Source organism: Amycolatopsis nigrescens CSC17Ta-90 (assembly GCF_000384315.1).
Lineage (GTDB): Bacteria > Actinomycetota > Actinomycetes > Mycobacteriales > Pseudonocardiaceae > Amycolatopsis > Amycolatopsis nigrescens.
In genome coordinates this window covers 495,335-519,293 of the sequence record NZ_ARVW01000001.1, presented here as the reverse complement: position 1 = coordinate 519,293, position 23,959 = coordinate 495,335, and the positions used below count along the sequence as shown (strand labels likewise).

The following is a 23,959-nucleotide window of genomic DNA, read 5'->3' as shown; positions in this document are numbered from 1 at the left end:
TCGCACAACTGCAGCAGCTGCTCGACGCCGCGAAGGCGCCGGGCGACGGCCCCGACGGCGAAGAGCCGCCCGGGCTCCGTGCGGTCGTGTGACCAGGGCAAATGAGACGGAAACTGAGACGCGGGTGTCAGCCTCTTTGGACTGACACCCGCGTTCTTGCAGGTCAGAGACCTATTTTCGGTCGGGATGACAGGATTTGAACCTGCGACCCTCCGCTCCCAAAGCGGATGCGCTACCAAGCTGCGCCACATCCCGTCCGCCCCGAACCCGGGGCGGTGTTCGATCACCATAGCGGTAGCCGCTAAGCTAGCTGTGCGCGCGGTCCTCCGGGCGCATGCGGGCGTAGCTCAATGGTAGAGCCCTAGTCTTCCAAACTAGCTACGCGGGTTCGATTCCCGTCGCCCGCTCAGTGCGTGGGCGGCCCTGGTTCACCGAACGTGAACCAGGGCCGCTTTGCGTGCCGGTGGTCAGTGCCCCTCGCAGAACACCTCGTCGACGAGCCTCTGCAGCCCCGTCCGGAACGTCCCTGCCCCGGACTGTGCGGCGTCGTCCACATAGTTCAGCGAGGCGGTCAGGGTCTTGCTGCCGTCGGGCGTGCTGTACATCAGCGTCGCGGAGCCCTGCATGCCGCCGTTGTGGTTGAGCACGGTGACGCCGCAGCTCGGCGGCGGAAAGGGAGACGGTGAGGTGCCGTCCTGCACGAACAACCCCAGGCCGTAGCCCATCGTCGGGTCCGGCTTGCGCATCTCGGCCAGCAGCGGGTCCGGGAGGAGCCTGCCGCCCATCAGCGCCGACATGAACGTGCCGAGATCCTGGGTGGTCGAGATCAGGTCACCGCCGGCGGAGACCCAGGACGGGTTCTGACGGGTGACGTCGACCGTCTTCTGCTGGCCGGCGTCCTCGTACCGGTAGTAGGCGTGGGCGTGCGGCCCGGGAATCTCCGGCGAGAAACCCGGCATCCCGGTGCCCCGCATCCCGAGCGGCCGCAGGATCCGCCGCTGCGTCTCCTCGACGTACGAGCGGCCGGTGACCTCCTCGATCAGCAACCTGGCCAGCACGTAGTTGGTGTTCGAGTACCTCCATTCGGTCCCCGGCGCGAACCGCAACGGCTTGGACAACGCGAACCGCACCAGCTCCTCCGGCTGGTAGGTCCTGAAGCGGTTGTCCACCCACTCCTTGCCGGACCACGGGACTCCTGGCACATACGTCCCGTCGCGGTCGTAATCGCCGGTCTGGTTGAACACCCCGCTGGTGTGCTGCAACAACATCCGCACTGTGATCCGCCGATCCAGCCCGAACTCGGGCAGGTAGTCGGCAGCTGGGGCGTCCAGCCCGACCTTGCCCTCGCCCACCAGTTGCAGCACCACGGTCGCGGTGAAGGTCTTGGTGACGCTGCCCGCCCGGAACCGGCCGTTCGTCGACGGCTTCGCGGCCTCGCCGAGCCGGCGCACCCCGGCGCTACCGGCCCAGTCACCCCGCTCGTCGTGTACGCGCAGCTGCACCCCAGCGATACCGGAATCGACGAACGCCTGCATCGCCTCCCGCAGCTCCGGGCGATCCTGCCCGGCAGCAGCCGTCGCCAACCCGGGCCCGGCCAGCAGGGTGACCGCCACCGCCGCGACCCCCGCTCGCCGGAAAGCCCGTGGCATCCAGGCCCTGTTGTTCTTGGTACCCCTGGTCATTTCTGGGACCTCCCGGTCGACGCCGTCACGCACGGCCTTGTCCTGGAATGCCTTCCGCAGCCCCGAGGCCACGAGCGCTGAACTGATCACGCCGACCACGATCACCCACTGCACTGACGCCGAACAGCCACCGCGCTGACACCGCCCCTGACACAAGTGGGGAGGTCCCAGGATTCAGATCTCGACTACGTCTGCTGTGCTGCAAAGCAGGGTCAGGCCGGTGCCGTCGAGCTGCACCGGGAAGGTGGTGCTGTTCCACTGGCCCTCGTACCAGGTCACCGTGCCGAGGTAGCCGGCGTAGCGATCGCCCTCGCGGATCCGGACTCGGCTGCCGTATTTGGGCCGGTTGCCGTTGGCTCGGTCGTGGCCGGTCCACCAGGCGATGCCGTCCCACTCGACCGGCGACGGTTCGCTGCTCGGCGACGTGTTCACAGCTGGACCTGCGGCTCAAGTGGCTGAGCTCCCGGTGGCCGCATGGCGGTGTCGACCTCGTGCAGTAGGTTCCGCACTGTCGTTCGCGCGAAGCCGAAGCGCACCGCGATTCCCTGAGTAGTCGCACCGGCTTCGTAGGCCGCCTTGAGTTTCAGCGCGACCGCTCGCCGCTGGGCTTTGTCGCTACCCCCGAGACGCTTGCGGGTCGCACGGACCTTCACTGACCGGGCTGACACAGCGGTTCCGTCCCATCGCCTTGTCGGATCTGGAAGCGGCACCCGGCGCCGGATGCCTGGTAAACAGCCTGGTCAGAGACGGTGTCGGTGGGAACCAGCCGGTGTCGCACCCGCGTCGCCCTGGCGTTGCACCCTGCGTATTCCGCTGGTTACAGTGCTTGCTGGCACAAGATCCGGGAGCCCCGCCATGGCGATCGTTCAGCACTGGACTGGCCGCGATGCCAAGTTGCTGCGCGCTGCGCTGCGGCTGAGCGTCCGTGACTTCTCCGCCACGCTCGGAGTTGGTGCTCGTACCGTCAGCAAATGGGAAGCTCGGGGCGAAGACATCAGCCCGACGCCCGACATGCAGGCGATTTTGGACACGGCCCTAGCGCGAGCCTCGGATGAGGTCAGGCATCGCTTCAGCTTGAGCCGGCACAACGAAAACTCGGCAGAACCAGCCATCGCATCCGCAGTGCCGTTGACACCTTCTGCGGTTGACCTTCACTCGTTTGGGAACGTACTCATAGAAGAAGGAGTGCCGTTCCAACTTTCAGCAACACGAGTTGCTGAAGGGATCGAGGAGTTCACCGCAAGCGACATGGCCACACGACGAGCGTTCCTGCTGGGGCTTTCGTTGCTGTCGGGCGCACCGCTCGTCCGGCAGATCAGGCAGTGGGCAGCGCAGTTGCCGGTCGTGCCAGTCCGAGCAGGCGAAGTTGGCCAGCACGAACTAGCCGAGCTTGAGCAGGCTGTCACGTTCTTTCGTCGCTGGGATGCCTCCGGTAAGGGCGGATTGCACCGCAAGGCCGTGATCGGCCAGCTCAATGCAGTGGCTGAGATCTTGCGCGAGCAGTCGGATGCCAACACCGATCGCCGTCTGTTCCAGGTAGTGGCCGAACTCGCGCAACTTGCCGGTTGGATGACCTACGACGCTGGCGCCTTCGGCCTGTCCCAGCGCTACTACCTGTCGGCCCTGCACGCCTGCCAGCACGCCGGTGCCACCGATCTCGGCGCCAAGGTGATCGGCGATATGACGCAGCTGTCCACCGCGCTCGGCAACTACGACGACAGCCTTACCTTGACCCGTACCGCGCTGGCTGCCATGCCGCGTGACGGCAACCCGCTCGTTCGGTCAGAGCTGCTCGGCCTGGAGGCTCGCGCTCACGCCCAGCTCGGTCCCAGCGAGGCAGGTAGTGCTCGTCGCGCTGTCGAGGCATGCATTGAAGTCTTCGACGAAGCCACTCCCGACCAGCACGTGGACTGGATTCACTACATGAACCAGGCAGAAGTCGAATGCCTGGCGGCCAACACCTACACCGAGCTGGCACTGCACGAACCAGAACCGAAACGGGCGCTCGTTCACGCCAACCGCGCCGAAGCCCACACCCTCGGGGCCATCGACAGCCGCGGTGGCGCCTACGCGCGCAGCAGAATTATCGACGAGATCCGCCTCGGTAAGGTACGGCTGGCACAACAAGAGCCGGCTGAAGCCGCCAACATCGGATTACGTGCTCTCGAGCAGGCCGACACCATGCGCTCTTCGGTCGTGGTGAAGTGGCTCAACGGGTTGGCCACGCCGTTGGCAGATCGCTACGGCGATGTGCGTGCTGTTAGTGAACTCAAGACGGCGGTGGCCGCTTATCACGGCGCCGCCGACGGAAGACAAGTCGATGCTCCCGGCACCTGATGCCGTGACGTATGCCCACGTGAGCGGGCCGGCCGCAGCCGACTTGCTGCCAGATCTCCGGGATCTCTACTTCGACGTGTACCAAGAGCCGCCTTACCACTGGGGCAGTGAACACGCCGATCTCTTCGCCGAACGGTTCCACTCCCAAAGCCAGGCGCCTGGCTTTGATTTGGTGACTGCTCGCGACCAGGAGACGTTGGTCGGGTTCACCTTCGGCGTCACGCTGCTGCCGAACACACCCTGGTGGCAGGACCTGGTGACTCCGATCGATCCGGTAGTGACGAGGGAGCGCGCCGGACGCACCTTTGCCCTAGTGGAACTCCTCGTGCGGCATCCATGGCGACGGCAAGGGATTGCCGCCCGGCTCCACGACGAGTTGCTTGCACATCGGCCTGAGGAACGCGCCACGCTCACCGTGCTGCCAGCAGCCACGCCAGCACAACACGCTTATGCCGATTGGGGCTGGCATCGCGTCGCACAGAAGCGAAACCCGCTTCCTGGCTCGCCGGTGTTTGACGTGATGGTGAAGGCGCTACCCTGACCTCGCGGATGTGCCGGTGACCAGGCGGGCAGATCAGGCGGTAGATATCTTGGAGCGGGTAATGCGGACTATTTCTTCCTATGCGCGATTCGCTGGTGTTGACGAGCTGTGTGATCGCTACGCCGCAGTACGGTGACTTGGGTGCGATCCAACATGGCTCCGACGCCGCCACTTGCACTGTGTGACCATGACGCGGCTGGGATGGTCGAGCTCAAGCCGGTGCTGCTCTCCGTCTACAAGAAGGTCTACGAGGCTCTGCTGGGTGATCCCTTCTTTGCGCCGGATCGATTTTGGCAGCGTCTTGAAGCCTACGCGAAATGGCCGGGGTTCGCCTTGGTGGCGGGATGGGTCGATGATTCGATGGTGGGATACACGCTGGGCTATACGCTGCCGGAGCGATCGGCGTGGTGGCGGGGGTTTCGTGGAAATGTGGTGCCGGAGCTGTTGAAAGAGGATGGCAGTCGGACGTTTGCGGTGACACAGCTTATGGTGTTGCCCGATTGGCGACGACGTGGCTACGCTCACCGGCTGCACGATGCACTCCTTGCTGATCGGGCGGAAGAACGTGCCACCTTGCTGGTGAAGCCGGACAACATTCCCGCGCGCACGGCGTATTTGTCTTGGGGATGGAGAAAGTTCGGTGAATTGCAGCCGTTCGACGATGCGCCAGTGTATGAATCGCTGATTTATTCTTTTCGGTAGCTGTCGCTGGCCGGTGACTTCAGCCTCAGTGAGCGCCCCTTCGGCGGTGTAGGGACGGGCGGGGGCTGGCCATACTGTGGGCTTCGAGTTGTCCTGGAGCCACTGTGAGGGGCGCCGGCATGCTGGGCATCGTCGGGATACCGCCTGCTGAGCAGGCCGTTTACGAGGTGCTGGTCGACAGCCAGGCGATGACGGCGGCGGAGTTGCGGGCGAGGTTGCGGCTGACTGCGCAGCAGTTGCGGCCCGCGCTCAAGGCGTTGCGGGCGTTGGGGCTGGTTTCGCGGTCGGCGGGGCCGCCGGAGCGGTTCACCGCGATGGCGCCGGAGGTCGCACTTGAAGCGTTGTTCCTGCAAAAAGAGCACGAGCTCAAGCAGGGCAGGGTGTTCGCCGCGTTCCTGCGGGACCGGTACCAGGAGGCGGCGGCCGGGCGGCAGCCGTCCGAGCTGATCGAGGTGCTGCACGGCGGGGAACAGATCACCATGCGGGTGGAGCAGGTGATGCGAACCGCCCGCCGGGAGGTGCGTTTTGTGGACAAACCGCCTTACGCACAGCCACCGAGCACCCTGCACCCGGTGGAGCGGGAGCTGCTCGGCAAAGGAGTGCGCTTCCGGGGCATCTACGATCGCCGGGCGCTGGATCTGCACGACCTGCGGGCCGATCTGGAGGCGGGGCTGGGGCTGGGCGAGGAGGCCAGGGTGATCGCCGAGGCGCCGATCAAGATGATACTGGCGGACACCCTGCTCGGGCTGATCCCGCTGCGGTCCGGGGCGCCGACGCTGAGCAGCGCGCTGGTCGTGCATCCCTCCGCGTTGCTGGACGCGCTCGACGCCTGGTTCGGCAACCTGTGGCAGCAGGCGGTGCCGCTGGTGTTCTCCGGCGACGAAGCCCCGGACGCCGGGCTGCTCTCGGCCGAGCACACCCGGTTGCTGGCGTTGCTCACCACCGGCATGCCGGACCGCAGCATCGCCAAGAACCTCGGACTGAGCTACCGCACCTACCAGCGCCGGCTCAGCGACCTGATGCGGGCGCTGGGCGCGGACACCCGGTTCCAGGCGGGCTTGCGCGCCGCGGCCAGGGGCTGGGCCGAACTGCCCCTGGCCGAGCGGAGCGAGCTACCCGACGACCGCGGCCCGCAGTGAGTACGCCCGCCGCATGGTCTGATCGACCGTGTTGCCCGAGGCGTCCCGCGCCTCCGCGCGAAGCCAGACGAACCCGCCCGTCGCCGGGTGGTCCACGGTGACCTTCCAGCGGCCGGCGCCGAGCGGGTCGGCCTTCGCCTCGCGCCAGGTGGCGCCTTCGTCGGTGGAATAGGACATCCGCAGCCAGACCACTGGCCCACCGCCGGTCGCGCCGGTGTGCGAGGACGCGGTCGTCTCGAAGGTGTAGGCCCCTGCCCCGGCCTGGTTGCCGGAGTCCAGTGCGAACCGGTGCTCGAGCTGGATCAACGGCTGGAAGGCGCAGGCCGGACCGCCGGTGTAGCAGCCGAAGCCGCGAGGCGCGGACCCGCTCGCCCTGGCCGAGGTGAACGTCCACGAGGTGTCCGTGCGGGCGGAGGTGCGGAACAGGGCGGTACTCGGCGCACCCACCACCGGTCCCGGCGCGAGCACGTCACGCACGTCCAGCCGATAGCGGGCCGGTTGCGCGGACAGCCGGAACACCGGGAACAGCGCCAGCGGGTCGCCGTTGTTCACCGGCTCGATCTCGCTGCCGCCCTGGAACAACCTGGCCGTGCTGGTGGCGAAGTACTTGGCGACCTCGTACGGGCTGGTGAAATGCCCCGGCTTCCCGTCGGCCCATTGCAGCGGCGGAACGAACGAGTCCGGATCGTCGCCGCCACGGCAGGCCGAGCAGAGCACGGTCCAGCCGCCCGCGGTGGCCGGGTAGTGCGCGGGATGGTCGGGTTGCAGCTCCACAGCGGTGCTGTGCAGGGGCGCCTTGAACCATTGTTCGTCCGGCCTCGCCGTCTCACCTTGGCGGTAGATGTTCTGCTCGGTCATCGACAGGGCCGCGTTGCCGCCGGACAGGGTCGCGGTCCGTCGCCACACCGTGCGGTCGTCACCCGGCCCGGTGTACTCGGTCCAGCCGCCGGGCGCGGGCACCTTCGTGCCCTGGAGGAACTGGGTCTTCCACAGCCCGGTCGGGAACGGGTACCAGGTCTTCTTGACGGACAGGCCGGGCAGCTCCGCGTGGTAGGCGGTCCGGCTCGCCACCAGCGTGGCGGGATCCATCCGCCGCACGTGCTCGGCCGGAATCCCGTTGGCGTCCAGGTAACTGAGGTTGTACATGGCCTCCGGTGCGGCGCGGACCAGCACGGTCGCGGGGCCCGTGCCGAGCGCGGCGAGCAGTGCGGCGCCTTCCAGGTTGTCGACCGACAGCTGCGGCAGAACCGTGCTGGAGAGGCCGGGAATGGTGAGCGCGCCGGGAAGGTCGGCGTAGGGGACGATCGCGGCCGCGCCGCGGTCCGCCGCGGCGCGCGCGGCCGCGGTCGCCGCCGCGAACAGCTTGCCCGCGGTCTCCGTGTCGTCGGCCGCGGCGGGCAGGCGGACCAGCACGATCTTGTCCCGCAGGTCGAGGCCGGCCAGGTCCTCGGGGCGCCCCTGGTTCCCGAACACCATCGCCGCGGTGTGCTCGCCCGGCCATTTCTCCGCCAGGCTCGGCACGTCGTACTCCGGGTGGAAGCTCTTTCCGCCCAGCCGCAGCTCGGCCGCCGCCTGCTGCAGGCTCAGGGTGTCCTGCAAGGAGATCGCCCCGCCACTGGCCGGCGCCGCCGGGGTGGCCCGTACCTGCCAGCTCGTGCCGCCGGCGGACAGCCCGGCCTCGCCGATGTAGCCGGCGGTCCCGGCCGACGGCGGGATCACCCGGCGCATCATGACGGTCCGGTCGCGCTGGTCGACCGGCCCCGGCGTGGTCACCTCGACCGGGGTCGCCCTGGTCGCGTCCAGCACGATCTCGGCAGGGCCGCGAATGTCCACTTCGGACACGTTCAGCGCGGACCAGGTCCGGCCCGTCACCCGTTTCTCGGTGACCCAGCCCAGTGCCGAGTAGCTGCCGTGCGGCAGCGAGATGGTGCCGCCGCCGTCGACCAGATCGACCTGGTAGGCGATCTGGTCGCGGAAGGGGTCGTTGCCGTTCCCGGCACCCGCCGCGTCGTCGATGAGCTGTGCGAGCGCGTTCGCCGCCGGGTTTCCCCTGGAGTCGAGCACCCGCAGCCGCACCGGGAACAGCTGTGGCGCGTTGTAGGCGCTGACCGGGGTGCGCAGCACGGTCTTGCCGTCCGGGCTGGCGGCCACCACGGTGCCGCCGTACACGCCCGTCTTGCCCACGTCCGGGTCAAGGCCCAGTGACGCGTTCGCGGCGGTGCCCGGCGGAAGCGAGATCGTCGAGCCGGCCAGCCGGATGCCCTCCGGCGGGGCCGCGGAGCCGTCCCAGGCGGACACCTTGAGCGAGAGGTCGAGCGTGAGCGGCTGGTCACCGGTGTTGGCGTAGCGCAGGTCGTGGGGGATCGGGGGCATATCGCCGCCGGTCCGTTCGTGCCGGCCGAAGGCGACCGGCGCCGGGCCGCCGGTGCGCTGGGTGACCGCCCTGGCGATGTCGAGCATCCCGGATCCTTGTTCGTACCAACGGAGACCGGCGTCCGCCGCGGTGGTCACCAGGGTGTCCTTCAGCTTCGGTCCCGGCCAGTCGGGGTGCTGCTGGGCCAGGACGGCCGCGGCGGCCGTCACATGCGGGGTGGCCATGGAGGTGCCGGACGAGCGGGTGTAGTGGGCGTCGAGCGGCGTGCCCATGGTGGTGTTCGCGGCGCGCGCCGCGGCGATGTCGACGCCGGGCGCGACGAGCTCGGGTTTGACCGCGGCATCGCCGAGCCGCGGTCCCCTGCCGCTGAACCAGGCCAGTTTCCGCTGCCGGTCGACCGCGCCCACGGTGAGCGCGGCGTCCGCGGCGCCGGGGGTGCTCACCGTGCGGGTGCCGGGGCCGTCGTTGCCCGACGCGGCCACGAACAGCGCGCCGGTCTGCGCGGACAGCTTGTTCAGCAGCGCGCTGAGCGGGTCGGTGCCGTCGGTGGCACCCGCACCCAGGCTGAGGTTGACCACTTTCGCGCCGCGCTCGGCCGCCCACTGCATCCCGGCCATCACCTGCGAGCTGTCTCCTTCGCCGGAGGCGTCGAAAACCTTGGCCACCAACAGTTTCGCTCCCGGCGCCACTCCGCGGTACCGGCCGCCGGACGCCTTGCCGGTGCCGGCGATGATGGAAGCGACGTGGGTGCCGTGGCCGTGCCGGTCCACAGTGTCCGGTTCAGCGGTGAAGTTGGCCGAATCGGTGACGGCTCCGGCGAGATCGGGATGGCCGGGGTCGATACCGGTGTCCACCACGGCGACGGTGGTGCCGGTGCCGTCGAGCCCGGCGGCCCAGGCGACCGGGGCGCCGATCTGGGGCGCGCTCTGGTCCAGGCTGACCCGGACCCGGCGGTCCAGCATCAGCCCGGTCAGCCCGTGGCGCAGGTCGGCCGCCCCCTCCCGCGGCGCGCTGACCGACTGCCAGAACTGTTCCGCGTTCTCCTTTTCCACCCGCAGCCCCACCCCGCCGATGGCCGGCACGGTCACCTTGCGATGCGCCGCCGGGAGCCGCTCCGCGGACTCGGTCAGCGCACCGGCCGGGGTGCCGGCGTCGTAGGTGGCGAGCACCGGAAGAGTTGCCGTTGCCGTGTCGGCGAGTCCTTCGCGGACGAGTTCGGTGATGTTGAACAGGTTCCGGTCGACGGTGCGCGCCTGCACGTAGGGCAGCACGTCGGTGGGGTAGACGAACAGCCCGTCCGGGGTGGTGGTCGTCTGGAAGCTCGCCGGTGACCGCCCCGGCCGCTCGGCCGCGTCCACTCCGGCCACCCGCGATCCGTCCGCGCCCTCGGTGTAGGTGACTTCGTCCCCGGTCAGCAGGGTGACCCGGTGGACGGCAGGTGCGGGCCCGGTGGGTGCTGTGGGCACGGGGGACGCTGCCTGCGCCGCCGGGTACGGCATGGCCGGGGTGGTGGCCAGGACGAGGGCGAGCAGGGAACGACGGATTCCGCGCCGGGTGGTGTGTTCGCGAGCTGCGATCATGGCGGCCTCAATCTCGGGGTCGCAGGAGATCCGGTGGCGCGCCCGGCCGGTCGGTCGTTGGCATGCCGCCAGATGCAGGTCTGCTGAGAATGAGCCGTCTCTCCTGATCGAGGAACAGTTATCGCGGGCGGATAGACGCCGTTGGCGACTTTCCGCCAAGGCCGGATACCGGAGAGCCCAGGCCGCCTTTCGACGGCCTGGGCCCCTCACTCGCCACACGAACCGGGTCAGCCGGTCAGGTGTGCGGTCCGGCCACTCAGTTCACCGCGCCCAGAGTCCGCTGGTGCAGCGAGAAGTCCAGCTGGTTGTGGTCCCGGTCCGTGCTCAGCAGGTCGCGGGCGTTGGCGGCGCCGAGCGGCTGGGTGAGCACGGTTTCGGCCTGCGCGGCGACGCCTTCGCGAGGCGTGACCGCGGTGGCGGAGAACGCCACGCCGTCGATCTTGCTGTTGTTCATGTTGAAGATCGCCACGCCACCACGGCTCGGAATGCCTTCCAGCCCGGCCATGACGAAGGGCAGCACGTTGGTCTGGTCGGCGACCGTGCCGGAGAAGTTCTGGCCGGTGAGCACGAGGAACTGGCCGACGTTGCCCTTGGGCGCCAGTACCACGCCCTGCGGCACCGTGATGGTGTCGACCACGGCGTTGGCCTGGTTGAAGATGCCGATCAGGTAGCCGCTGATGTCCACCGGCTGGGAGCTGATGTTGCGGATCTCGATCGCCTCGTCGAGCGCGCCGTTGGGGCCGACCGTGGTCACCTCGTTGATCACCACGGAGGACGAGATCTGGACGTCGGCCGCCGACTCGTCCTGCGCCGCGCTCGCGGTGCCGACCGCGGCCAGCATGGCGAAGCCGATCACCACACTGCTCAGAATTTTACGCATGCCGAATACCCTTTCCTTAAGGTTGGATTCTGCGAAAACGGCGGGGGCGGGGAGAATTTTCTTCGGGGTCGGGGCCGCACTTCCGCCGCTGCCTACTATGCTTGCCGAATTGCTTACCTGGCGAAAGGGGCCATTTTCGCGGGGCGTCGGTCAGGAAATCCGGCAGCTGAAGTCGACGCGGTTGTTGTCGGTGTCGGTGCTGTTCTCGTCCCGGCCGAGCGGCTGCCGGCCGCAGGGGCTGCTCGCTTCGTTCTCGCGGCAGGGGGAGTCGGTGGTGAAGGCGACCCCGTCCGCCCGCGTGCGGTCCCGCCGGACCAGCATCGCGCCGCTGCCGGTGATCGAACGCACCACGACCTGACCGCCGATGGTCCCGGCGGAGCCTTCGCCGGCGATCAGGAAGCGCTCACCGCCGGGCAGGGTGCTGCCCGGCGGGAGCGCGGCGAGCTCGGCCGACCCGGTCCCGGTGCAGGACCGGACCGACCAGCCGTCGAGATCGACCGGCAGCTCGGAGGTGTTGCGCAGCACGATGAAACCGCTGGACCCCGGGAGCAGTGCTTCGATCTTCACCGGGCTCGTGCCGGGCCCGGTGCCGGGCGCCGCCGCCATCGCCGCGCTGAGAAGGATGGTGCAGAGGGTGCTCATGACGTCAGTCTGGCCTTGCCCGGCGGCTCGCACAGGGGGCCATTTTCCCTTTGCAGAGGGGACATTTCCGCATAATCGTCATCCGGCCCACGGGCGGGGCGGGCCGCCGCGGCGGCAGAGGCGGGCCGCCACGGCCGCGTGCTCCAGCCTGTCCTGCGGCAGTTCCAGGGACCGGCACAGCCAGTCGCGCCAGTACGGCCCGGGGATGCGTTTGCCGCGTTCCCAGCGGGAGACCTCCTCCCGGGTCACGCTCTGGTTGCCGGAAGCCTCGGCCAGCAGGTTCGCCAGCGCGTCCTGGGTGAGGCCCCGCCTTCTCCTTGACCGGGCGACGAGTTCGGATATCAGTTCCGTGCGGTGAACCTGCGCCCTCGCGTCGAGCACGGTGAAAGCTCCTTCCTGTGCCGTGGTGACGGGACGACCGGACCGGTCGTCCCGGTGGGTTTTCGCCTGGGGCCGGGGATTCCTCTTAGCGTTGCGCCGGTAGTACGACGGGAATCGCTGGAACGGCCCAAAGCCGGTTCGCCACTGGCGGCCGTCTCCAGCAAAGGGAGTTTGCGCTTGCTCCGAATGGCCGAAATGGGCCTATTCGAACGGGCTCGGGTGTGGCCTTGCTCGATCGGGAAACCTTGTCAGCCCTGCTAGGGTGAAATCTGCCGAGCGGGAGACAAGGTGGAAGCCGGAATGGAGCTAAACCGTCTCGTGAAATCGTCGACTTGTATTCGCGCCGAGCCGTGGACGACGCTGGAACTCGTGCAGGCGCTGCTCGCGCGATTCGGCGCGCAGGACCCGACAGCGCTCGCCGAACTGTTCGCGTCGCGGGTCGACTGGCAGGTGAGCGAGCCGGCCGCGGCCGGCTGGAGCAACGGCACGCGGTCCCGGCGCGAGGTCGAGGCGGTGCTCCGGTCGCTGTTCGGCGCGCTCGGGCTCGAGGAGCTGACCGTGCGTCGGCTGCTCATCGACGGCGAGGACGCCGTGGTGCTGGGGCGAACCCGGTGGCGGACGGCCGGACCGGCGGTGGACTACCTGGTGGACTTCGCGCTGAGCGTCTCGGTCCACCGGGGCGAGGTGGACGAGTGCTGGCTGATGCGCAAGGGCACGGTTGCGACCACTGCCACCACTGCGGCTCCGTGATCCGCCGATGCCGGAGAACGACACAGGGCACGATCCGGGGGACGACCGGCGACCGGTCAGCACCCGGCACCGCCTGCTGCTGGCCGCGGCCAGGGAATTCGACCATGACGGGTTCTCCCGCACCCGCCTGCAAGCCGTCTGCGCCCGCGCGAAGGTGACCAAAGGCGCGCTGTACTGCCATTTCCGTTCCAAGGAGGCGCTCGCGCTCGCGTTGATCGAACGGCAGGCACTGGTCTGCCAGGCCCTGAAGTGCGAGCTGCTGCGGCACGGGCGCGGGCCGGCGCAGACCCTGGTCGACCTGCCGTTCGCGTTCCTGCGGCGGCTGGACGAGGATCTGCTCACCCGCGCCGGGAACCGGTTGCTGCGGGAGGCCACCCTCTTCGACCGGGCGGCCGCCGGTCAGGTGATCGGCTGGACCACCACGGTCCGGGAGCTGCTGAAACTGGCCGACGACGCGGGCGAGCTCAGGCACGGGCTGAACCTGCGGCACGTCGCGGAAGCACTGGTCGCCGAGTTCTTCGGCCAGCAGCTGGTGTCCCAGGCGATGACCGGCCAGCGGGACCTGCCTGCCAGGCTGGTCCGCGGCTGGCAGGCAGGGCTCCCGTTGCTGGTGCCGTCGGCAACCCTGGCCGGACTGCGGATCGGCGAGGACGCCGGAACGAGCTGAGCCTGGCTACCAGGTCCAGGCGTACCGGGTCGCCGCGTTCGACACCACGGTCGCGGTGCCGGGGGTGTTCGCGGCCACCCGGTAGGCCATCCCGGCGCCTTTGCCGAGGTGCACGGTCCTGGTGACCTTCTCGGTGAACGGGGTCCAGTTGTCGTCCCACCAGCGTTCCTGCTGGCGCAGGCAGCTACGGGTGCCGAGCCACTGGTTCGCGCAGTTCCCGGGGTTGGCCCAGAGCTGGCTGTGCGCGAAGTGGACCACCTTGCCGCTGGACTCCTCGATCAGGGTGCCGGCCGCGAACAGGCAGTAGCTTTCCCCGGGAACTGGCGCGGCCCACCGGGCGTAGTGCTGCGGGCCGCCGGTCGGCAGCGAGAGCCTGTTGGTGACGCAGTCCGAGTTCGAGATCCACTGCTCGGTGGTGCTGATCCGGTAGTAGGTGCCGTTGTCCCACCAACCGTGCAGCAGCACCCAGGCGTTGTCGCGGGTGAACCGCTCCACGTACGGCGTGGGGTCGGTGGTCCACTCCGAGATCTGGTCCTCCCAGCGGATGTGGGACTCGGTCGCCGACTGCGGGGTCCACGCCCACTGCCCGTCGGCCTGGTTGGCCGACCAGTACTGGCCGGCCGAACGCTGGAACATCCGGCTGTAGTCGCCGAAGGTCTCCGCCTGCGCGAAGGCCGGTGCCGGGGCGACGAGGCATAGGGCCATCGTCGCCATGGCGCACAGAATCCGTCTTTTCAACATGGGGTGGCTCCTTCGCCCAAAGCGCGGTAGCTGATCTCCGACCTGGCGTTTTCGCCGCGGTCGTGCGGGTTTCGAGGGCGCGGGGAAGCCGGTCTCGAAAGTGGTGCGGAACGGGGGTGTTCGCCGCGATTTCTCGCGATGGCCGCTGTGCCAATGAATCCTGGTCGCCGGGCCGGTGCCGCGCGGGCGGTTTGCCCGGTGATCTCCTGTTCTCTCAACGAATATGTCGCTGCGGGCGACCGGTCGTTACTTCCCGCGCGTCACGACCGGATTTCGGGCCGGATCTTCGCCCGGTACCCGCCGGCTCGCTAGCATGATCGGGGCCGTCAGCTCACCGCCGGAAGGACGCACCCATGCGCAAGTTCGTCGACATCTCGGTTCCGCTGCGGGCCGGGATCGCCTCCGATCCACCTGGCCTGGAGCCGGAGATCGACTACTTCACGCACGAGGACACCGTGGACCGCATGCTGGCCTTCTTCCCCGGCGCGACCAAGGACGACCTGCCGGACGGGGAGGGCTGGGCGATCGAGCAGGTGCGCATGAGCACGCACAACGGCACGCATCTGGACGCGCCGTACCACTACGCCTCCACGATGAGCCGGGGTCAGCGGGCCATCACCATCGACGAGGTGCCGCTGGAATGGTGCCTGCAGCCCGCGGTGAAGCTCGATTTCCGCCATTTCGAAAACGGCTATGTGGTGACCCCGGAGGACATCGACGCCGAGCTCGACCGGATCGGGCACCGGCTGAGCCCGCTGGAGATCGTCGTGGTCAACACCAGCGCCGGGGTGCGGTACGGCGAGGACGACTACGTGACCACCGGCTGCGGGGTCGGCCGCGACGCCACCCTGCATCTGCTCGAACAGGGCGTGCGGCTGACCGGTACGGACGCCTGGAGCTGGGACGCGCCGTTCGTCTACACCGCGCAGCGGTATGCCCGCGAGCACGACGGCTCGGTGATCTGGGAGGGGCACAAGGCCGGCCGCGAGATCGGGTACTGCCACATCGAGAAGCTGCACAACCTGGAGGCGCTGCCGTCCACCGGGTTCCAGATCTCCTGCTTCCCGGTGAAGGTGCACGCAGCCTCGGCCGGCTGGACCCGTGCGGTGGCCATCTTCGAGGAGGACGACGCGTGAAGATCGCCAGGTACGAGCGGGACCGCACTGTCCACAGTGGAGTCGTCCAGGACGGGCTGATCCATCCGCTGCCGTCGGGGACGCGGGTGCTCGACCTGCTGACCGAACGGCCGAGCGTCGAGTCGCTGCTGGTCGGGGACCCGGTGCCGGTTTCGGCGGTGCGCCTGCTGCCGCCCGTGCGGCCGGCTTCGATCCGCGACTTCATCACCTTCGAGAAGCACGTCGAAGGCTCGTACAAGGGCGTTGGGCGGGGCAAGGTGCCGGACCAGTGGTACGAGATCCCGACGTTCTACTTCACCAACCCGCACGCGGTGATCGGCGCGCACGACCCGGTGCCGGTGCCGCCGGGCTGCACCCGGTTCGACTTCGAGCTGGAGGTGGCCGCGATCGTCGGCCGTGACGGTTTCAACCTCAGCGTGGAGCAGGCCCGCGAGCACATCGTCGGCTACACGATCTTCAACGACTGGTCCGCGCGTGACCTGCAGACCCACGAGATGAAGATCGGCCTCGGCCCGGCGAAGGGCAAGGACACCGCGTCCACCCTCGGGCCCTACCTGGTCACCGCCGACGAGCTCGAGCCCTACCGGCGCGGTGACCGGCTCGACCTGCGGATGACGGTGAGCGTGAACGGTTCGGTGCTCGGCACCGACTCACTGGCGAACTCCGCCTGGTCCTTCGAAGAACTGCTCGCCTACGCCAGCAGGGGCACCTGGGTCGGCGCCGGCGACGTGCTGGGCTCGGGTACCTGCGGGGACGGCTGCCTGGTCGAGTTCTGGGGCAGGGCCGGCCGGATCGACCCGCCGCCGCTGCGGCCCGGTGACGTGGTGACGATGACCGTGGACGGCCTCGGCACCATCGAGAACACCGTGGTCGAGGGCGTGCCGGCGCATCCGGTACCGCCGGCGAGGCGGGTCGCGCGATGACGCGCACCCTGGTGCTGCTCCGGCACGCGAAGTCGGCCTGGCCGCAGGACGTGCCCGACTTCGAGCGGCCGCTCGGCGACCGCGGCCGCCGGGACGCGCCGGCGGCGGGTCGCTGGCTCCGCGAGCACGTCGGCCCGTTCGACCTGGTCGTCTGCTCCTCGGCGGCGCGGGCCAGGCAGACCTGGGGGCTGGTGTCGGCGGAATTCGACCCGGTGCCCGAGGCGCTGACCGCGCAACGGCTCTACGGCGCTTCCCCCGGCGAGTTGGTGGCGGTGGCGCGTGAGCTGCCGGAGCAGGCGCGGACGGTGCTCTTCATCGGGCACAACCCCGGGCTGGAGGAACTGGTCGCGCTGCTCAGCGGAACACCCGTGACGCTCAAGACGTCCAGTACCGCCGTGCTGGCCGGCACCGCACCATGGCGCGATATCGCCGGCGGCTGGGCGAGCCTGGACGCCTTCGCCACACCTCGCGGCTGAGCCCCGGCGTCCTCTGCGTAGTCAGCCCGCCCCGGTGCCGGGAAACTCGCGCAGGCCCAGCCGCAGGTGCTCGATGTGGTACACGGCCTGGTCGAGCAGCATCGCCACGTGCGAGTCGTAGAGGCTGTAGACGATGCTGCGGCCCTGTCGTCTGCTGGCGACCAGGCTCAGCGCGCGAAGCAGTCGCAGCTGGTGCGAGACCGCGGACTGCTCCATGCCGACCGCGACCGCGAGGTCCGCGACGGCGCAGGGGCCCTGCCGCAGGCGGGTGAGGATCAGCAGCCGCGAAGGGGTGGCCAGCGCCTGCAGGGTGGCGGCGACCGTCGCCGCGCTTTCCGCGTCCAGCGCGGTGACCGGTGGTGGCCTGCCCTCGACGCCATGTCCCATGGGCCCTATCCTAACCGCTGGTATATCTGAAGACGTCTTCATGTGTTGGCGAAATCTGGACGGAGGATCGACCGCGGATGAGCGCATCTGAAGGGCACGGTCACGGGCATACCGGTCGGTGGGCCAGGCTGACCGCGCTGGTCCGGCCGCACAGTCACGACACCGCCGATCGGGTCGACGCGCAGCTGAAGGCGAGTTCGGCCGGCCTGCGGGCGCTGTGGATCTCGCTCGGCGTGCTCGCGCTGACGGCGGCCGGGCAGGCAGTGGTGGTCACGCTCTCCGGTTCGGTGGCGCTGCTTTCGGACACCCTGCACAACCTCGCCGACGCGCTCACCGCGGTGCCGGTGGGCATCGCGTTCCTGATCGGGCGGCGACGGGCGACCCGCCGGTTCACCTACGGTTTCGGCCGCGCGGAGGATCTCGCCGGGGTGGTCGTGGTCATGGTCATCGCGGGTTCGGCGGTGGCCGCACTGGTGGAGTCGCTGCGCCGGCTGGCCGAGCCGGCCGAGGTGCGGCAGCTGCCCGCGGTGGCGGTGGCCGCGATCGCCGGGTTCGCCGGCAACGAGATCGCCGCACAGGTGCGCATCCGCGCCGGTCGCCGGATCGGCTCGGCGGCGCTGGTGGCCGACGGGCTGCACGCCAGGGCGGACGCCATCACCTCGCTGGCCGTGCTGCTCTCGGCCGGGGGTGCCGCGTTGGGCTGGCGGCTCGCCGACCCGATCATCGGCCTGCTGATCGCCGCGGCCATCGGGGTGGTCACGTACTCCGCGGCGAAGCAGGTCTTCGGGCGGCTGATGGACGCGGTCGATCCGGAGCTGATCGACCTGGCGCACGCCGAACTGTCCGGGCTGGACCAGGTTCGCCGGGTGGACCGGGTGCGGCTGCGCTGGATCGGGCACGAGCTGCACGCCGAGGTCGAGCTCGCGGTCCGCGCCACGCTCCCGTTCGTCGACGCGCACGAGATCGCCCATCGGGCGGAACACCGGCTGCGTCATGCGGTGCCGCGGTTCTCCGGGGCCACCGTGCACGTCCATCCCGAGGACGCGCACGCGCGTTCGGCACCGGGGTGACGGCGGCGCCCGCCTGATCTACTACGCTTTGTAGAAGAAGGCCGCTGGGGGTCTCGGCGGGCGGGTGCACGACCGGTGAGGAGCAGAGCCGATTCCATCCACGAAAGTGCTGCTGGCGTTGTGCGCCACGGTTTTCATCGACCTGTTCGGCTTCACCCTGGTACTGCCGTCGCTGCCCTTCTACGTGGCGGACCTCGGCGGCGGCGGGGTGTGGGTCGGGGTGCTGCTGACCAGCTACTCGCTGGCGCAGGCCGCCGCGGCGCCGGTGCTCGGCAGGCTGGCCGACCGGTACGGCAGGCGGCCGTTGCTGCTGGTGAGCCTGGCGGGTTCCACCGCGTCGCTGCTGGTGATGGGCCTGGCCGGCGACCTGTGGCTGCTGCTGGCGGCGCGCGTGATCGCCGGGGCCTGCGGCGGGAGCATCGGGGTGGCGCAGGCTTTCGCCGCGGACGTCAGCGAGCCTGAGCACCGCACCAGGTCGATGGGGCTGATCGGGGCTTCGATCGGGCTGGCCTTCACCGTCGGGCCGGCGCTGGGCGCGCTCGCCGCGCCGCTCGGGTTCGACGTGGTCGCGTTCATCGCGGCCGGTCTCGCCGCGGCCAACCTGATGTTCGCCTTGGTGGCACTGCCCGGCCCTGCTCCGGTGAGCCCGGCTCCCCGCCCGGCCGGTGCGCGGCGGCGGGTCGCGCCGTGGACCCTGCTGCTCGCGGGATTCGCCGGTATGGCCGCTTTCGTCGGCATGGAGACCACGGTCGCCTTCCTGGCCGCGCAGCGGTTCGGAGCGGGGCCGGTGTTCGTCGGCTGGCTGCTCTGCCTGGCCGGGCTGGCTTTGCTGCTGGTGCAAGGAGTTCTGGTGGCCAGGGTGGCCGCGCGCTGGGGCGAGGAACGGGTCGCGATGGCCGGCGCACTGGTGATGGCCGTGGGACTGGTGGTGCTGCCGGTGGTGCCGATGCCGGTGTTCGTGGCCGCGGTGGTGCTGCTTTCGGCCGGCGACGGGCTAGTCACCGCGACCGTGGCCAGCATGCTGGCCGGGGCCGGTCCGCCGGGGGAGCGCGGCGCCAGGATGGGGCAGGGCCAGTCGGCCGCCGCTACCGGCAGGGTGGTGGGCCCGCTCGGTTCCGGCGCGTTGTTCGATGTCGCGTCGTGGCTGCCCTACGCGTTCGGCGCGACGCTCTCCGCGGTGGCCGCGGTGGTGGTCACCGCCGGCCGGCACACGGTCCGCAAGGACGATGCGCGAACCGGCTGAGCCGTACTGGACGGCGACCCGTGCCTAGTTCTAGTGTGGAGCCTCTAAAATCAGGGAGGCGACATGACCGAGCTGCCCCGTGGCCAGACCGGCACCGAGCTGCGCCGGTTCGGCCTGCCGTGGTTCGCGCGAGTGCGCCCGGAGGTGCCGGCCCGGCCGGTGGTGTGGGTGACCGGCGCGGTCCGCACCCCGGTGCAGCTCGAACTCGGCACGCTGCTCGGCCTGCCGGGAAGGCGGGAGCGCATCGCCGACCTGCACTGCGTGACCACCTGGAGCAGCACCGGGCTGCGCTGGGGCGGAGTGCCGTTCCGGGCGGTGCACGAGCTGCTGGTGGCCAGGGTCCGCCCGCATCCCGCCTGCGCCTGGGTGGTCTTCGCCGGGCTGGACGGTTACCGCAGCTGCCTTTCGCTGGCCGACGCGTTAGCCGAAGACGTGCTGCTCGCCGACCACCTCGACGGCGCCCCGCTCACCCCGGATCAGGGCGCGCCGGCCCGGCTGGTCGCGCCGGCGCAGTACGGCTACAAGAGCGTTCGGCAGGTGTGCGCGGTGGAGTACCGGCTGAAGTACGACTCCGGTTCGGCGGGCCTGCTGGCGCACCGGCGCGGGCGGGTGGCGAGGGAGGAGCGCAGCGCCGTGCTGCCGGGCCGCGTGTGGCGCCCGGTCTGGCGGGCACTGGCGCCCAGGGTGCGGCGCAGGTACGGCGAGTGACTCGCAGTCTGTCTACAGTGGACTAAGCTCGGTCGTCCAGCTCGTCGAACGCCCGCTGCGCCCCGGCGACCACGTCGGGATGCCCCAGCGGCAGCGGCGGCGGCACCCGGTCGTACTTCCCGCCCGTGCTGTGCGCGATCACCTGGACGCGCACTCCGGCCGTTTCCAATTCCTGCCATTGCCCGGCCGCTCGCCGTGCCCATTCCTGGTCGGCGTCCGTAGTGCCGGTACCGGGGTCGACGAGCAGCACCGCGCGCACCGTGCCGGTGTGCGCCGCGGCAAGGTTCAGCGCCGCGTCCGCGAACGTGCCGCCGGCCACCAGGTCGACCGGGGCCGGCGGGTTCGTCAGCAGTTCTTCGGCTTCGGTCAGCGCGCCGTCGGTGGGCAGCCGGCACCAGAAGATCCGGCGGCGGTCGGCGATCGGGCGCCAGGTGGCCGGTAGTTCCTCGTGCTTCGCCGCCCCAGCCGGGTCGAGCACCACGATCCCGCGCCGGTCCGGATCGCCATCGACGACAACGTACGGCCCTTCCGCGCGGACTTGATCCGGTCCGGTGGTCATCGCTACTCCTTCCGCAGTTTCGGCACTTCCGGCGACGCCGTGTCCAACGGCACGGTTCCCGATCGGACCAGACCGAGCTGCACGCTCTGGCGCCGGCGCAGTACCGCGTCCAGCAGCCAGTCGACGGCGGTGCGGATTCGGTTGCCCGGCATGGAAACCAGGTGGTAGCCGCGGGTGACGGCCTTGGCGGGCAGCCCGGACAGCGGGATGTGCAGCGGGTTCGCCGCGGCGCGGCGCGCACCGAGGTCGACCACGAAGCCGAGGTCGTGGTGCCGGTAGCGGCGGGCCTTGCCGTGGCCGAGCGAGGCGGCCACGTTCCTGGCGGCCAGCTTGCCCTGGCGGACCGCGTGCTGCGCGGTCATCGCGGTGAGCTCACCCGGCCTGGTGAGATCCGGCACCGCGGCGGCGTCACCGCAGGCGAACACCTCGGGATGTCCCGGCACGCCGAGCCGGGGGTCCACCACCAGCCGTCCCTTCGTCGTCTCCAGGCCGACGTCGTCGACCAGCGGATCCGGCCGCACGCCAACGCACCAGACCAGGGAACGGGTCGGCACGAACTCTCCGGTGGTCAGCGTGACCCCGTCAGCGGTCGCTTCACTGATCGACGTCTCCGTCCGCACCTCGACCCCTTGCTCGCGGAGCACCCGGTCCGCGGTGCCGGACAGTCGCTGGTCGAGTTCGGGCAGCACCCGCGGCGCGACGTCGAGCAGCAGCCAGCGCATCCGCTGCCCGCGCAGCTCGGCGTGCCTGGCGGCGAGTTGCGCGGTGTACCGCGGACCCTGCGCGGCGACCTCGGTACCGGTGTAGCCGGCGCCGACCACCACGAAGGTGCAGCGCGCGTCCCGTTCCTTCTCCTCATCGGCGGCCGCGGCCAGCTCCACCTGCCTGGTCACGTGATCGCGGAGGTAGAGCGCTTCGGGCACGCCGCGGAAGCCGTGTGCGTACTCGGCGAGGCCGGGAATCGGCAGCAGCTTGTGCACACTGCCGACGGCCAGCACCAGCCGATCGTAGGACAGCCGATGGTGTGCACCTTCTGGATCGGTATAGCGGATCTGGCGTTCGGCGAGCTCGACCGCACGCACCTCGCCCAGCATCAGCCGGACGTCCGGCAGCGTGCCGGGCAGTGAGACGGAGATCCGGCGCGGGTCCAGGATGCCGGCGGCCACCTCGGGCAGCAGCGGGAGGTAGAGGAAGTAGTCGGTGGGGTTGACCAGTGCGATCTCGAACTCCTCCGGCGGAAGTTTCGCCGACAGCCCCTTGGCGGCCTCGTAGCCGGCGAAGCCTCCGCCGACGACCACCACCCGCTTTCGCGTCATCGTCCACCTCCTCGCCGGAACCGGTGCCCAGGTCGCCGGAATACCCGGCGCGCGGCAACCGGAAACCCGTCCCGGCCGGTGGCGTGCGGTTGACGTGCCGGGTCAGTCGCGTACCGTCAGCGGGACTGGCTGTTGTTCAGCAGCGTGCTCCGGTCAGCGAGAAGGCGGGCGAAGGTCCGCCTCGCCCAACCGTCCGCGGTCGATCTCGCGGGCGAGGCCGTTCGTCGGCCTCGAGAGGAGCGCATCATGAATATTCCGAGCCCCCGGCATTCCCAAGATCATTTCGGTATGTCCGTCACCGTGAGCACCCCGCAGCAGGACGTCGTGCTGCTGACGGTGGTCGGCGAAGTGGACGCCCTGACCGTCGGCGGGCTGCGTGCCGCGCTCGGCGGTGTAACCGAAGGCAGCCGCCTGGTGGTCGACCTGTCCAGGGTCGACTTCCTGTCCTGCTCCGCGCTCGAGGCGCTGGCGGTGGCCAACCGGCGCGGTGCCGGGCTGGTGCTGGTCACCACCCGGTACATCGTGCTGCGTGCACTGGAGGCGACCGGGCTGCGCGGGCTTTTCGCCGTGCTGCCGGCGGTGCCGGACGCGCTGGACGACACCGTCCTGCGCTGAGTCCCGGCGTTTCGCCGGCTCTCCCGTCGGGTACTCGTCGTGGAGGAGCCGACGGAAGGGACTGCCATGGACACCGATGCCTATCTGACCTTCCTGCTGGTAGGGCTGCTGCTGGTCGCCGTGGACGGGCAGATCATCTATCGCAGCGGACGTCGCTACCTGGAAAAGGCCTACGGCGACACGGAAAGCGGCGCGTCGATGACCCGGCTGGTCACCGTGCTCTTCCATCTGGTGGTACTCGGGGTGCTCGCCTTGGTCTCCATCGTCGACATCGGCGGCAACTCGATCGAGGGCGTGGTCGGCAAGCTGGGCGTGTTCCTGCTGATCCTGGCCGTCGCCCACGGGCTCACCCTGACCGTGCTTGGCCGGATCCGGGACAGCCAGGTCGGCGAGGACATCAGTGCGCGCCGGGCGAACCGGGTCCCCGGCGGACCGACCATGGTGCCGGGACAGGGACAGACCGTCGCTCCGGTACCGGGACAGCCGGGTGCCCCTGGCCCGAGCGTGAGCCCAGGGCTGGAGCACGACGCGCCGGAGAGGTGAGCACGCATGGTGAAGTCGTACGATCTCGCGCTGCCGCCCGGTGAGCCACTGGAAGATCCGCGGGCGGCGGCCGAAGAGCGGCTGCGCGCGGCTCGCCGGGTCGCCACCGCGGCGACCGACCGGGAAGACTGCGCTCAGCTGCTGGACATGTTGGGACTGCTGCCGGACGGCGGAACCGAAGCCGACCGGATGGCGGGCTGAGGCGCCTCAGTGGCACGCCGGGGTGTACTCGACGAAGAAGTCGAACTCGCCTCGGCGTGCTCCCGCCACGAAGGCGGTCCATTCGCCCTCGTCGAACCTCAGCTCGACCCCGCCCGTCAGCGAACGCACGACGGCGTGCTTGCCCGCCTTGCGGACGGCGACGATTCCGTTGGCACTGGGCAGATCGGCACTGGTCTCGTGCAGGAACGCCGACCACGCCAGCGCGGGGAAAGTGATGGTGCCGGCGGCGCGGTGCTTGCTGTGCCGGAGGCTCACCTGCGACTGGGACGGTGCGACCTCTACGCAGTTCTCGCCGTTGCTGCTGCGGCTGGAAGTCCGCCACTGGAGTCGGCCTGGTACCGGCAT

Annotated in this window: 26 protein-coding genes and 2 tRNA genes; 16 read left to right on the top strand and 12 right to left on the bottom strand. The window is 69.8% G+C overall.

Going from position 1 to position 23,959, the window contains the following annotated elements; translation table 11 throughout:
- Window positions 1-181: 181 nt before the first annotated feature.
- Window positions 182-255: transfer RNA gene (locus AMYNI_RS0102425), tRNA-Pro, on the bottom strand.
- A gap of 81 nt (window positions 256-336) precedes the next feature.
- On the opposite strand from AMYNI_RS0102425, the gene AMYNI_RS0102420 reads away from it, so the two are divergent.
- Window positions 337-407 (top strand) — tRNA-Gly (locus tag AMYNI_RS0102420).
- 60 nt (window positions 408-467) lie between these two features.
- On the opposite strand, the gene AMYNI_RS0102415 is transcribed toward AMYNI_RS0102420, so the two are convergent.
- Window positions 468-1,649, bottom strand: coding sequence for a serine hydrolase domain-containing protein (locus AMYNI_RS0102415; protein ID WP_211225565.1), 1,182 nt, complete (start codon window positions 1,647-1,649; stop codon window positions 468-470).
- A 207-nt stretch (window positions 1,650-1,856) separates the two neighbouring features.
- A complete protein-coding gene (locus AMYNI_RS0102410) occupies window positions 1,857-2,114 on the bottom strand; it encodes a hypothetical protein (RefSeq protein WP_020666371.1) in 258 nt (85 codons plus the stop codon).
- A 423-nt stretch (window positions 2,115-2,537) separates the two neighbouring features.
- On the opposite strand from AMYNI_RS0102410, the gene AMYNI_RS0102405 reads away from it, so the two are divergent.
- The 4 genes from AMYNI_RS0102405 (at window position 2,538) to AMYNI_RS0102395 (ending at window position 6,401) form a co-directional block, all read left to right on the top strand.
- Window positions 2,538-4,019: a helix-turn-helix domain-containing protein gene (locus AMYNI_RS0102405; RefSeq protein ID WP_157357225.1), complete on the top strand. Its 1,482-nt coding sequence runs from the start codon at window positions 2,538-2,540 to the stop codon at window positions 4,017-4,019.
- A gap of 4 nt (window positions 4,020-4,023) precedes the next feature.
- Window positions 4,024-4,560, top strand: coding sequence for a GNAT family N-acetyltransferase (locus tag AMYNI_RS0102400; protein ID WP_026359967.1), 537 nt, complete (start codon window positions 4,024-4,026; stop codon window positions 4,558-4,560).
- Window positions 4,561-4,701: 141 nt separating this feature from the next.
- Window positions 4,702-5,262, top strand: a complete 561-nt coding sequence (locus AMYNI_RS47920) for a GNAT family N-acetyltransferase (protein ID WP_245573854.1) — start codon at window positions 4,702-4,704, stop codon at window positions 5,260-5,262.
- A gap of 119 nt (window positions 5,263-5,381) precedes the next feature.
- Window positions 5,382-6,401 (top strand): helix-turn-helix domain-containing protein, encoded by a 1,020-nt coding sequence (locus AMYNI_RS0102395; RefSeq protein ID WP_020666368.1) that lies wholly within the window; start codon window positions 5,382-5,384, stop codon window positions 6,399-6,401.
- Here AMYNI_RS0102395 and AMYNI_RS0102390 read toward each other — a convergent pair.
- The 4 genes from AMYNI_RS0102390 to AMYNI_RS0102375 form a co-directional block, all read right to left on the bottom strand.
- Entirely contained in the window at window positions 6,375-10,355 is a 3,981-nt protein-coding gene (locus tag AMYNI_RS0102390) for a S8 family peptidase (RefSeq protein ID WP_020666367.1), read from the bottom strand. The genes AMYNI_RS0102395 and AMYNI_RS0102390 overlap by 27 nt on opposite strands.
- Before the next feature lie 256 nt (window positions 10,356-10,611).
- A complete protein-coding gene (locus AMYNI_RS0102385; RefSeq protein ID WP_026359966.1) occupies window positions 10,612-11,235 on the bottom strand; it encodes a lamin tail domain-containing protein in 624 nt (207 codons plus the stop codon).
- 150 nt (window positions 11,236-11,385) lie between these two features.
- Window positions 11,386-11,877, bottom strand: a complete 492-nt coding sequence (locus AMYNI_RS0102380; RefSeq protein WP_020666365.1) for a lamin tail domain-containing protein — start codon at window positions 11,875-11,877, stop codon at window positions 11,386-11,388.
- Window positions 11,878-11,955: 78 nt separating this feature from the next.
- Window positions 11,956-12,258 carry a helix-turn-helix transcriptional regulator gene (locus AMYNI_RS0102375; protein WP_020666364.1) on the bottom strand — a complete coding sequence of 101 codons (303 nt, stop codon included), beginning with the start codon at window positions 12,256-12,258 and terminating at the stop codon, window positions 11,956-11,958.
- A gap of 318 nt (window positions 12,259-12,576) precedes the next feature.
- On the opposite strand from AMYNI_RS0102375, the gene AMYNI_RS46965 reads away from it, so the two are divergent.
- A complete protein-coding gene (locus AMYNI_RS46965; protein ID WP_169515692.1) occupies window positions 12,577-13,008 on the top strand; it encodes a nuclear transport factor 2 family protein in 432 nt (143 codons plus the stop codon).
- 7 nt (window positions 13,009-13,015) lie between these two features.
- Window positions 13,016-13,675: a ScbR family autoregulator-binding transcription factor gene (locus AMYNI_RS43350; RefSeq protein WP_020666362.1), complete on the top strand. Its 660-nt coding sequence runs from the start codon at window positions 13,016-13,018 to the stop codon at window positions 13,673-13,675.
- 6 nt (window positions 13,676-13,681) lie between these two features.
- On the opposite strand, the gene AMYNI_RS43345 is transcribed toward AMYNI_RS43350, so the two are convergent.
- Entirely contained in the window at window positions 13,682-14,416 is a 735-nt protein-coding gene (locus tag AMYNI_RS43345; RefSeq protein WP_157357224.1) for a hypothetical protein, read from the bottom strand.
- 353 nt (window positions 14,417-14,769) lie between these two features.
- Between AMYNI_RS43345 and AMYNI_RS0102355 the strand changes: the two genes are divergently transcribed.
- The 3 genes from AMYNI_RS0102355 to AMYNI_RS0102345 are packed head-to-tail and all read left to right on the top strand — an operon-like array spanning window position 14,770 to window position 16,951.
- Window positions 14,770-15,552, top strand: coding sequence for a cyclase family protein (locus tag AMYNI_RS0102355; RefSeq protein ID WP_020666360.1), 783 nt, complete (start codon window positions 14,770-14,772; stop codon window positions 15,550-15,552).
- Window positions 15,549-16,475 carry a fumarylacetoacetate hydrolase family protein gene (locus AMYNI_RS0102350; RefSeq protein WP_020666359.1) on the top strand — a complete coding sequence of 309 codons (927 nt, stop codon included), beginning with the start codon at window positions 15,549-15,551 and terminating at the stop codon, window positions 16,473-16,475. Before AMYNI_RS0102355 ends, AMYNI_RS0102350 begins: the two co-directional genes overlap by 4 nt.
- The gene (locus AMYNI_RS0102345; protein WP_020666358.1) at window positions 16,472-16,951 is read left to right on the top strand and encodes a SixA phosphatase family protein; all 480 of its coding nucleotides are present in this window, start codon (window positions 16,472-16,474) and stop codon (window positions 16,949-16,951) included. Before AMYNI_RS0102350 ends, AMYNI_RS0102345 begins: the two co-directional genes overlap by 4 nt.
- Window positions 16,952-16,972: 21 nt before the next feature.
- Here AMYNI_RS0102345 and AMYNI_RS0102340 read toward each other — a convergent pair whose 3' ends face one another.
- A complete protein-coding gene (locus tag AMYNI_RS0102340; RefSeq protein WP_020666357.1) occupies window positions 16,973-17,338 on the bottom strand; it encodes an ArsR/SmtB family transcription factor in 366 nt (121 codons plus the stop codon).
- A gap of 77 nt (window positions 17,339-17,415) precedes the next feature.
- Here AMYNI_RS0102340 and AMYNI_RS0102335 point away from each other — a divergent pair, with 77 nt between their 5' ends.
- The 3 genes from AMYNI_RS0102335 to AMYNI_RS0102325 all read left to right on the top strand — a co-directional run bounded on the left by AMYNI_RS0102335 (window position 17,416) and on the right by AMYNI_RS0102325 (window position 20,359).
- Window positions 17,416-18,408 (top strand): cation diffusion facilitator family transporter, encoded by a 993-nt coding sequence (locus AMYNI_RS0102335; protein ID WP_020666356.1) that lies wholly within the window; start codon window positions 17,416-17,418, stop codon window positions 18,406-18,408.
- A 106-nt stretch (window positions 18,409-18,514) separates the two neighbouring features.
- Window positions 18,515-19,651: an MFS transporter gene (locus AMYNI_RS43340; protein ID WP_020666355.1), complete on the top strand. Its 1,137-nt coding sequence runs from the start codon at window positions 18,515-18,517 to the stop codon at window positions 19,649-19,651.
- Window positions 19,652-19,714: 63 nt separating this feature from the next.
- Entirely contained in the window at window positions 19,715-20,359 is a 645-nt protein-coding gene (locus AMYNI_RS0102325) for a molybdopterin-dependent oxidoreductase (protein ID WP_020666354.1), read from the top strand.
- 22 nt (window positions 20,360-20,381) lie between these two features.
- Here the strand turns inward: AMYNI_RS0102325 and AMYNI_RS0102320 are convergent, their stop codons facing one another.
- Window positions 20,382-20,918 (bottom strand): hypothetical protein, encoded by a 537-nt coding sequence (locus tag AMYNI_RS0102320; protein ID WP_020666353.1) that lies wholly within the window; start codon window positions 20,916-20,918, stop codon window positions 20,382-20,384.
- Between the two features lie 2 nt (window positions 20,919-20,920).
- Window positions 20,921-22,234, bottom strand: coding sequence for an NAD(P)/FAD-dependent oxidoreductase (locus tag AMYNI_RS0102315; RefSeq protein WP_020666352.1), 1,314 nt, complete (start codon window positions 22,232-22,234; stop codon window positions 20,921-20,923).
- A gap of 288 nt (window positions 22,235-22,522) precedes the next feature.
- Between AMYNI_RS0102315 and AMYNI_RS0102310 the strand changes: the two genes are divergently transcribed.
- From AMYNI_RS0102310 to AMYNI_RS43335, 3 genes are all read left to right on the top strand, one after another.
- Complete coding sequence (locus AMYNI_RS0102310; protein ID WP_020666351.1) at window positions 22,523-22,849, top strand: STAS domain-containing protein; 327 nt, start codon at window positions 22,523-22,525, stop codon at window positions 22,847-22,849.
- A gap of 66 nt (window positions 22,850-22,915) precedes the next feature.
- Entirely contained in the window at window positions 22,916-23,392 is a 477-nt protein-coding gene (locus tag AMYNI_RS0102305) for a hypothetical protein (protein ID WP_020666350.1), read from the top strand.
- 6 nt (window positions 23,393-23,398) lie between these two features.
- Window positions 23,399-23,593, top strand: coding sequence for a hypothetical protein (locus AMYNI_RS43335; protein ID WP_020666349.1), 195 nt, complete (start codon window positions 23,399-23,401; stop codon window positions 23,591-23,593).
- A 6-nt stretch (window positions 23,594-23,599) separates the two neighbouring features.
- Here the strand turns inward: AMYNI_RS43335 and AMYNI_RS0102295 are convergent, their stop codons facing one another.
- Entirely contained in the window at window positions 23,600-23,959 is a 360-nt protein-coding gene (locus AMYNI_RS0102295) for a DUF397 domain-containing protein (RefSeq protein ID WP_020666348.1), read from the bottom strand.

Excerpts from the sequence above, each read along its gene's own strand:
- AMYNI_RS0102310 (WP_020666351.1), top strand. The coding sequence starts at position 22,523 with ATGTCCGTCACCGTGAGCACCCCGCAGCAGGACGTCGTGCTGCTGACG.
- AMYNI_RS43345 (WP_157357224.1), bottom strand. The coding sequence starts at position 14,416 with ATGTTGAAAAGACGGATTCTGTGCGCCATGGCGACGATGGCCCTATGC.
- AMYNI_RS0102385 (WP_026359966.1), bottom strand. The coding sequence starts at position 11,235 with ATGCGTAAAATTCTGAGCAGTGTGGTGATCGGCTTCGCCATGCTGGCC.
- AMYNI_RS0102380 (WP_020666365.1), bottom strand. The coding sequence starts at position 11,877 with ATGAGCACCCTCTGCACCATCCTTCTCAGCGCGGCGATGGCGGCGGCG.
- AMYNI_RS0102335 (WP_020666356.1), top strand. The coding sequence starts at position 17,416 with ATGAGCGCATCTGAAGGGCACGGTCACGGGCATACCGGTCGGTGGGCC.
- AMYNI_RS43335 (WP_020666349.1), top strand. The coding sequence starts at position 23,399 with ATGGTGAAGTCGTACGATCTCGCGCTGCCGCCCGGTGAGCCACTGGAA.
- AMYNI_RS0102340 (WP_020666357.1), bottom strand. The coding sequence starts at position 17,338 with ATGGGACATGGCGTCGAGGGCAGGCCACCACCGGTCACCGCGCTGGAC.
- AMYNI_RS0102345 (WP_020666358.1), top strand. The coding sequence starts at position 16,472 with ATGACGCGCACCCTGGTGCTGCTCCGGCACGCGAAGTCGGCCTGGCCG.
- AMYNI_RS0102415 (WP_211225565.1), bottom strand. The coding sequence starts at position 1,649 with ATGCCACGGGCTTTCCGGCGAGCGGGGGTCGCGGCGGTGGCGGTCACC.
- AMYNI_RS0102390 (WP_020666367.1), bottom strand. The coding sequence starts at position 10,355 with ATGATCGCAGCTCGCGAACACACCACCCGGCGCGGAATCCGTCGTTCC.
- AMYNI_RS0102355 (WP_020666360.1), top strand. The coding sequence starts at position 14,770 with ATGCGCAAGTTCGTCGACATCTCGGTTCCGCTGCGGGCCGGGATCGCC.
- AMYNI_RS0102405 (WP_157357225.1), top strand. The coding sequence starts at position 2,538 with ATGGCGATCGTTCAGCACTGGACTGGCCGCGATGCCAAGTTGCTGCGC.
- AMYNI_RS0102295 (WP_020666348.1), bottom strand. The coding sequence starts at position 23,959 with ATGCCGGTACCAGGCCGACTCCAGTGGCGGACTTCCAGCCGCAGCAGC.
- AMYNI_RS0102325 (WP_020666354.1), top strand. The coding sequence starts at position 19,715 with ATGACCGAGCTGCCCCGTGGCCAGACCGGCACCGAGCTGCGCCGGTTC.
- AMYNI_RS0102315 (WP_020666352.1), bottom strand. The coding sequence starts at position 22,234 with ATGACGCGAAAGCGGGTGGTGGTCGTCGGCGGAGGCTTCGCCGGCTAC.
- AMYNI_RS43350 (WP_020666362.1), top strand. The coding sequence starts at position 13,016 with ATGCCGGAGAACGACACAGGGCACGATCCGGGGGACGACCGGCGACCG.
- AMYNI_RS0102395 (WP_020666368.1), top strand. The coding sequence starts at position 5,382 with ATGCTGGGCATCGTCGGGATACCGCCTGCTGAGCAGGCCGTTTACGAG.
- AMYNI_RS0102320 (WP_020666353.1), bottom strand. The coding sequence starts at position 20,918 with ATGACCACCGGACCGGATCAAGTCCGCGCGGAAGGGCCGTACGTTGTC.
- AMYNI_RS0102305 (WP_020666350.1), top strand. The coding sequence starts at position 22,916 with ATGGACACCGATGCCTATCTGACCTTCCTGCTGGTAGGGCTGCTGCTG.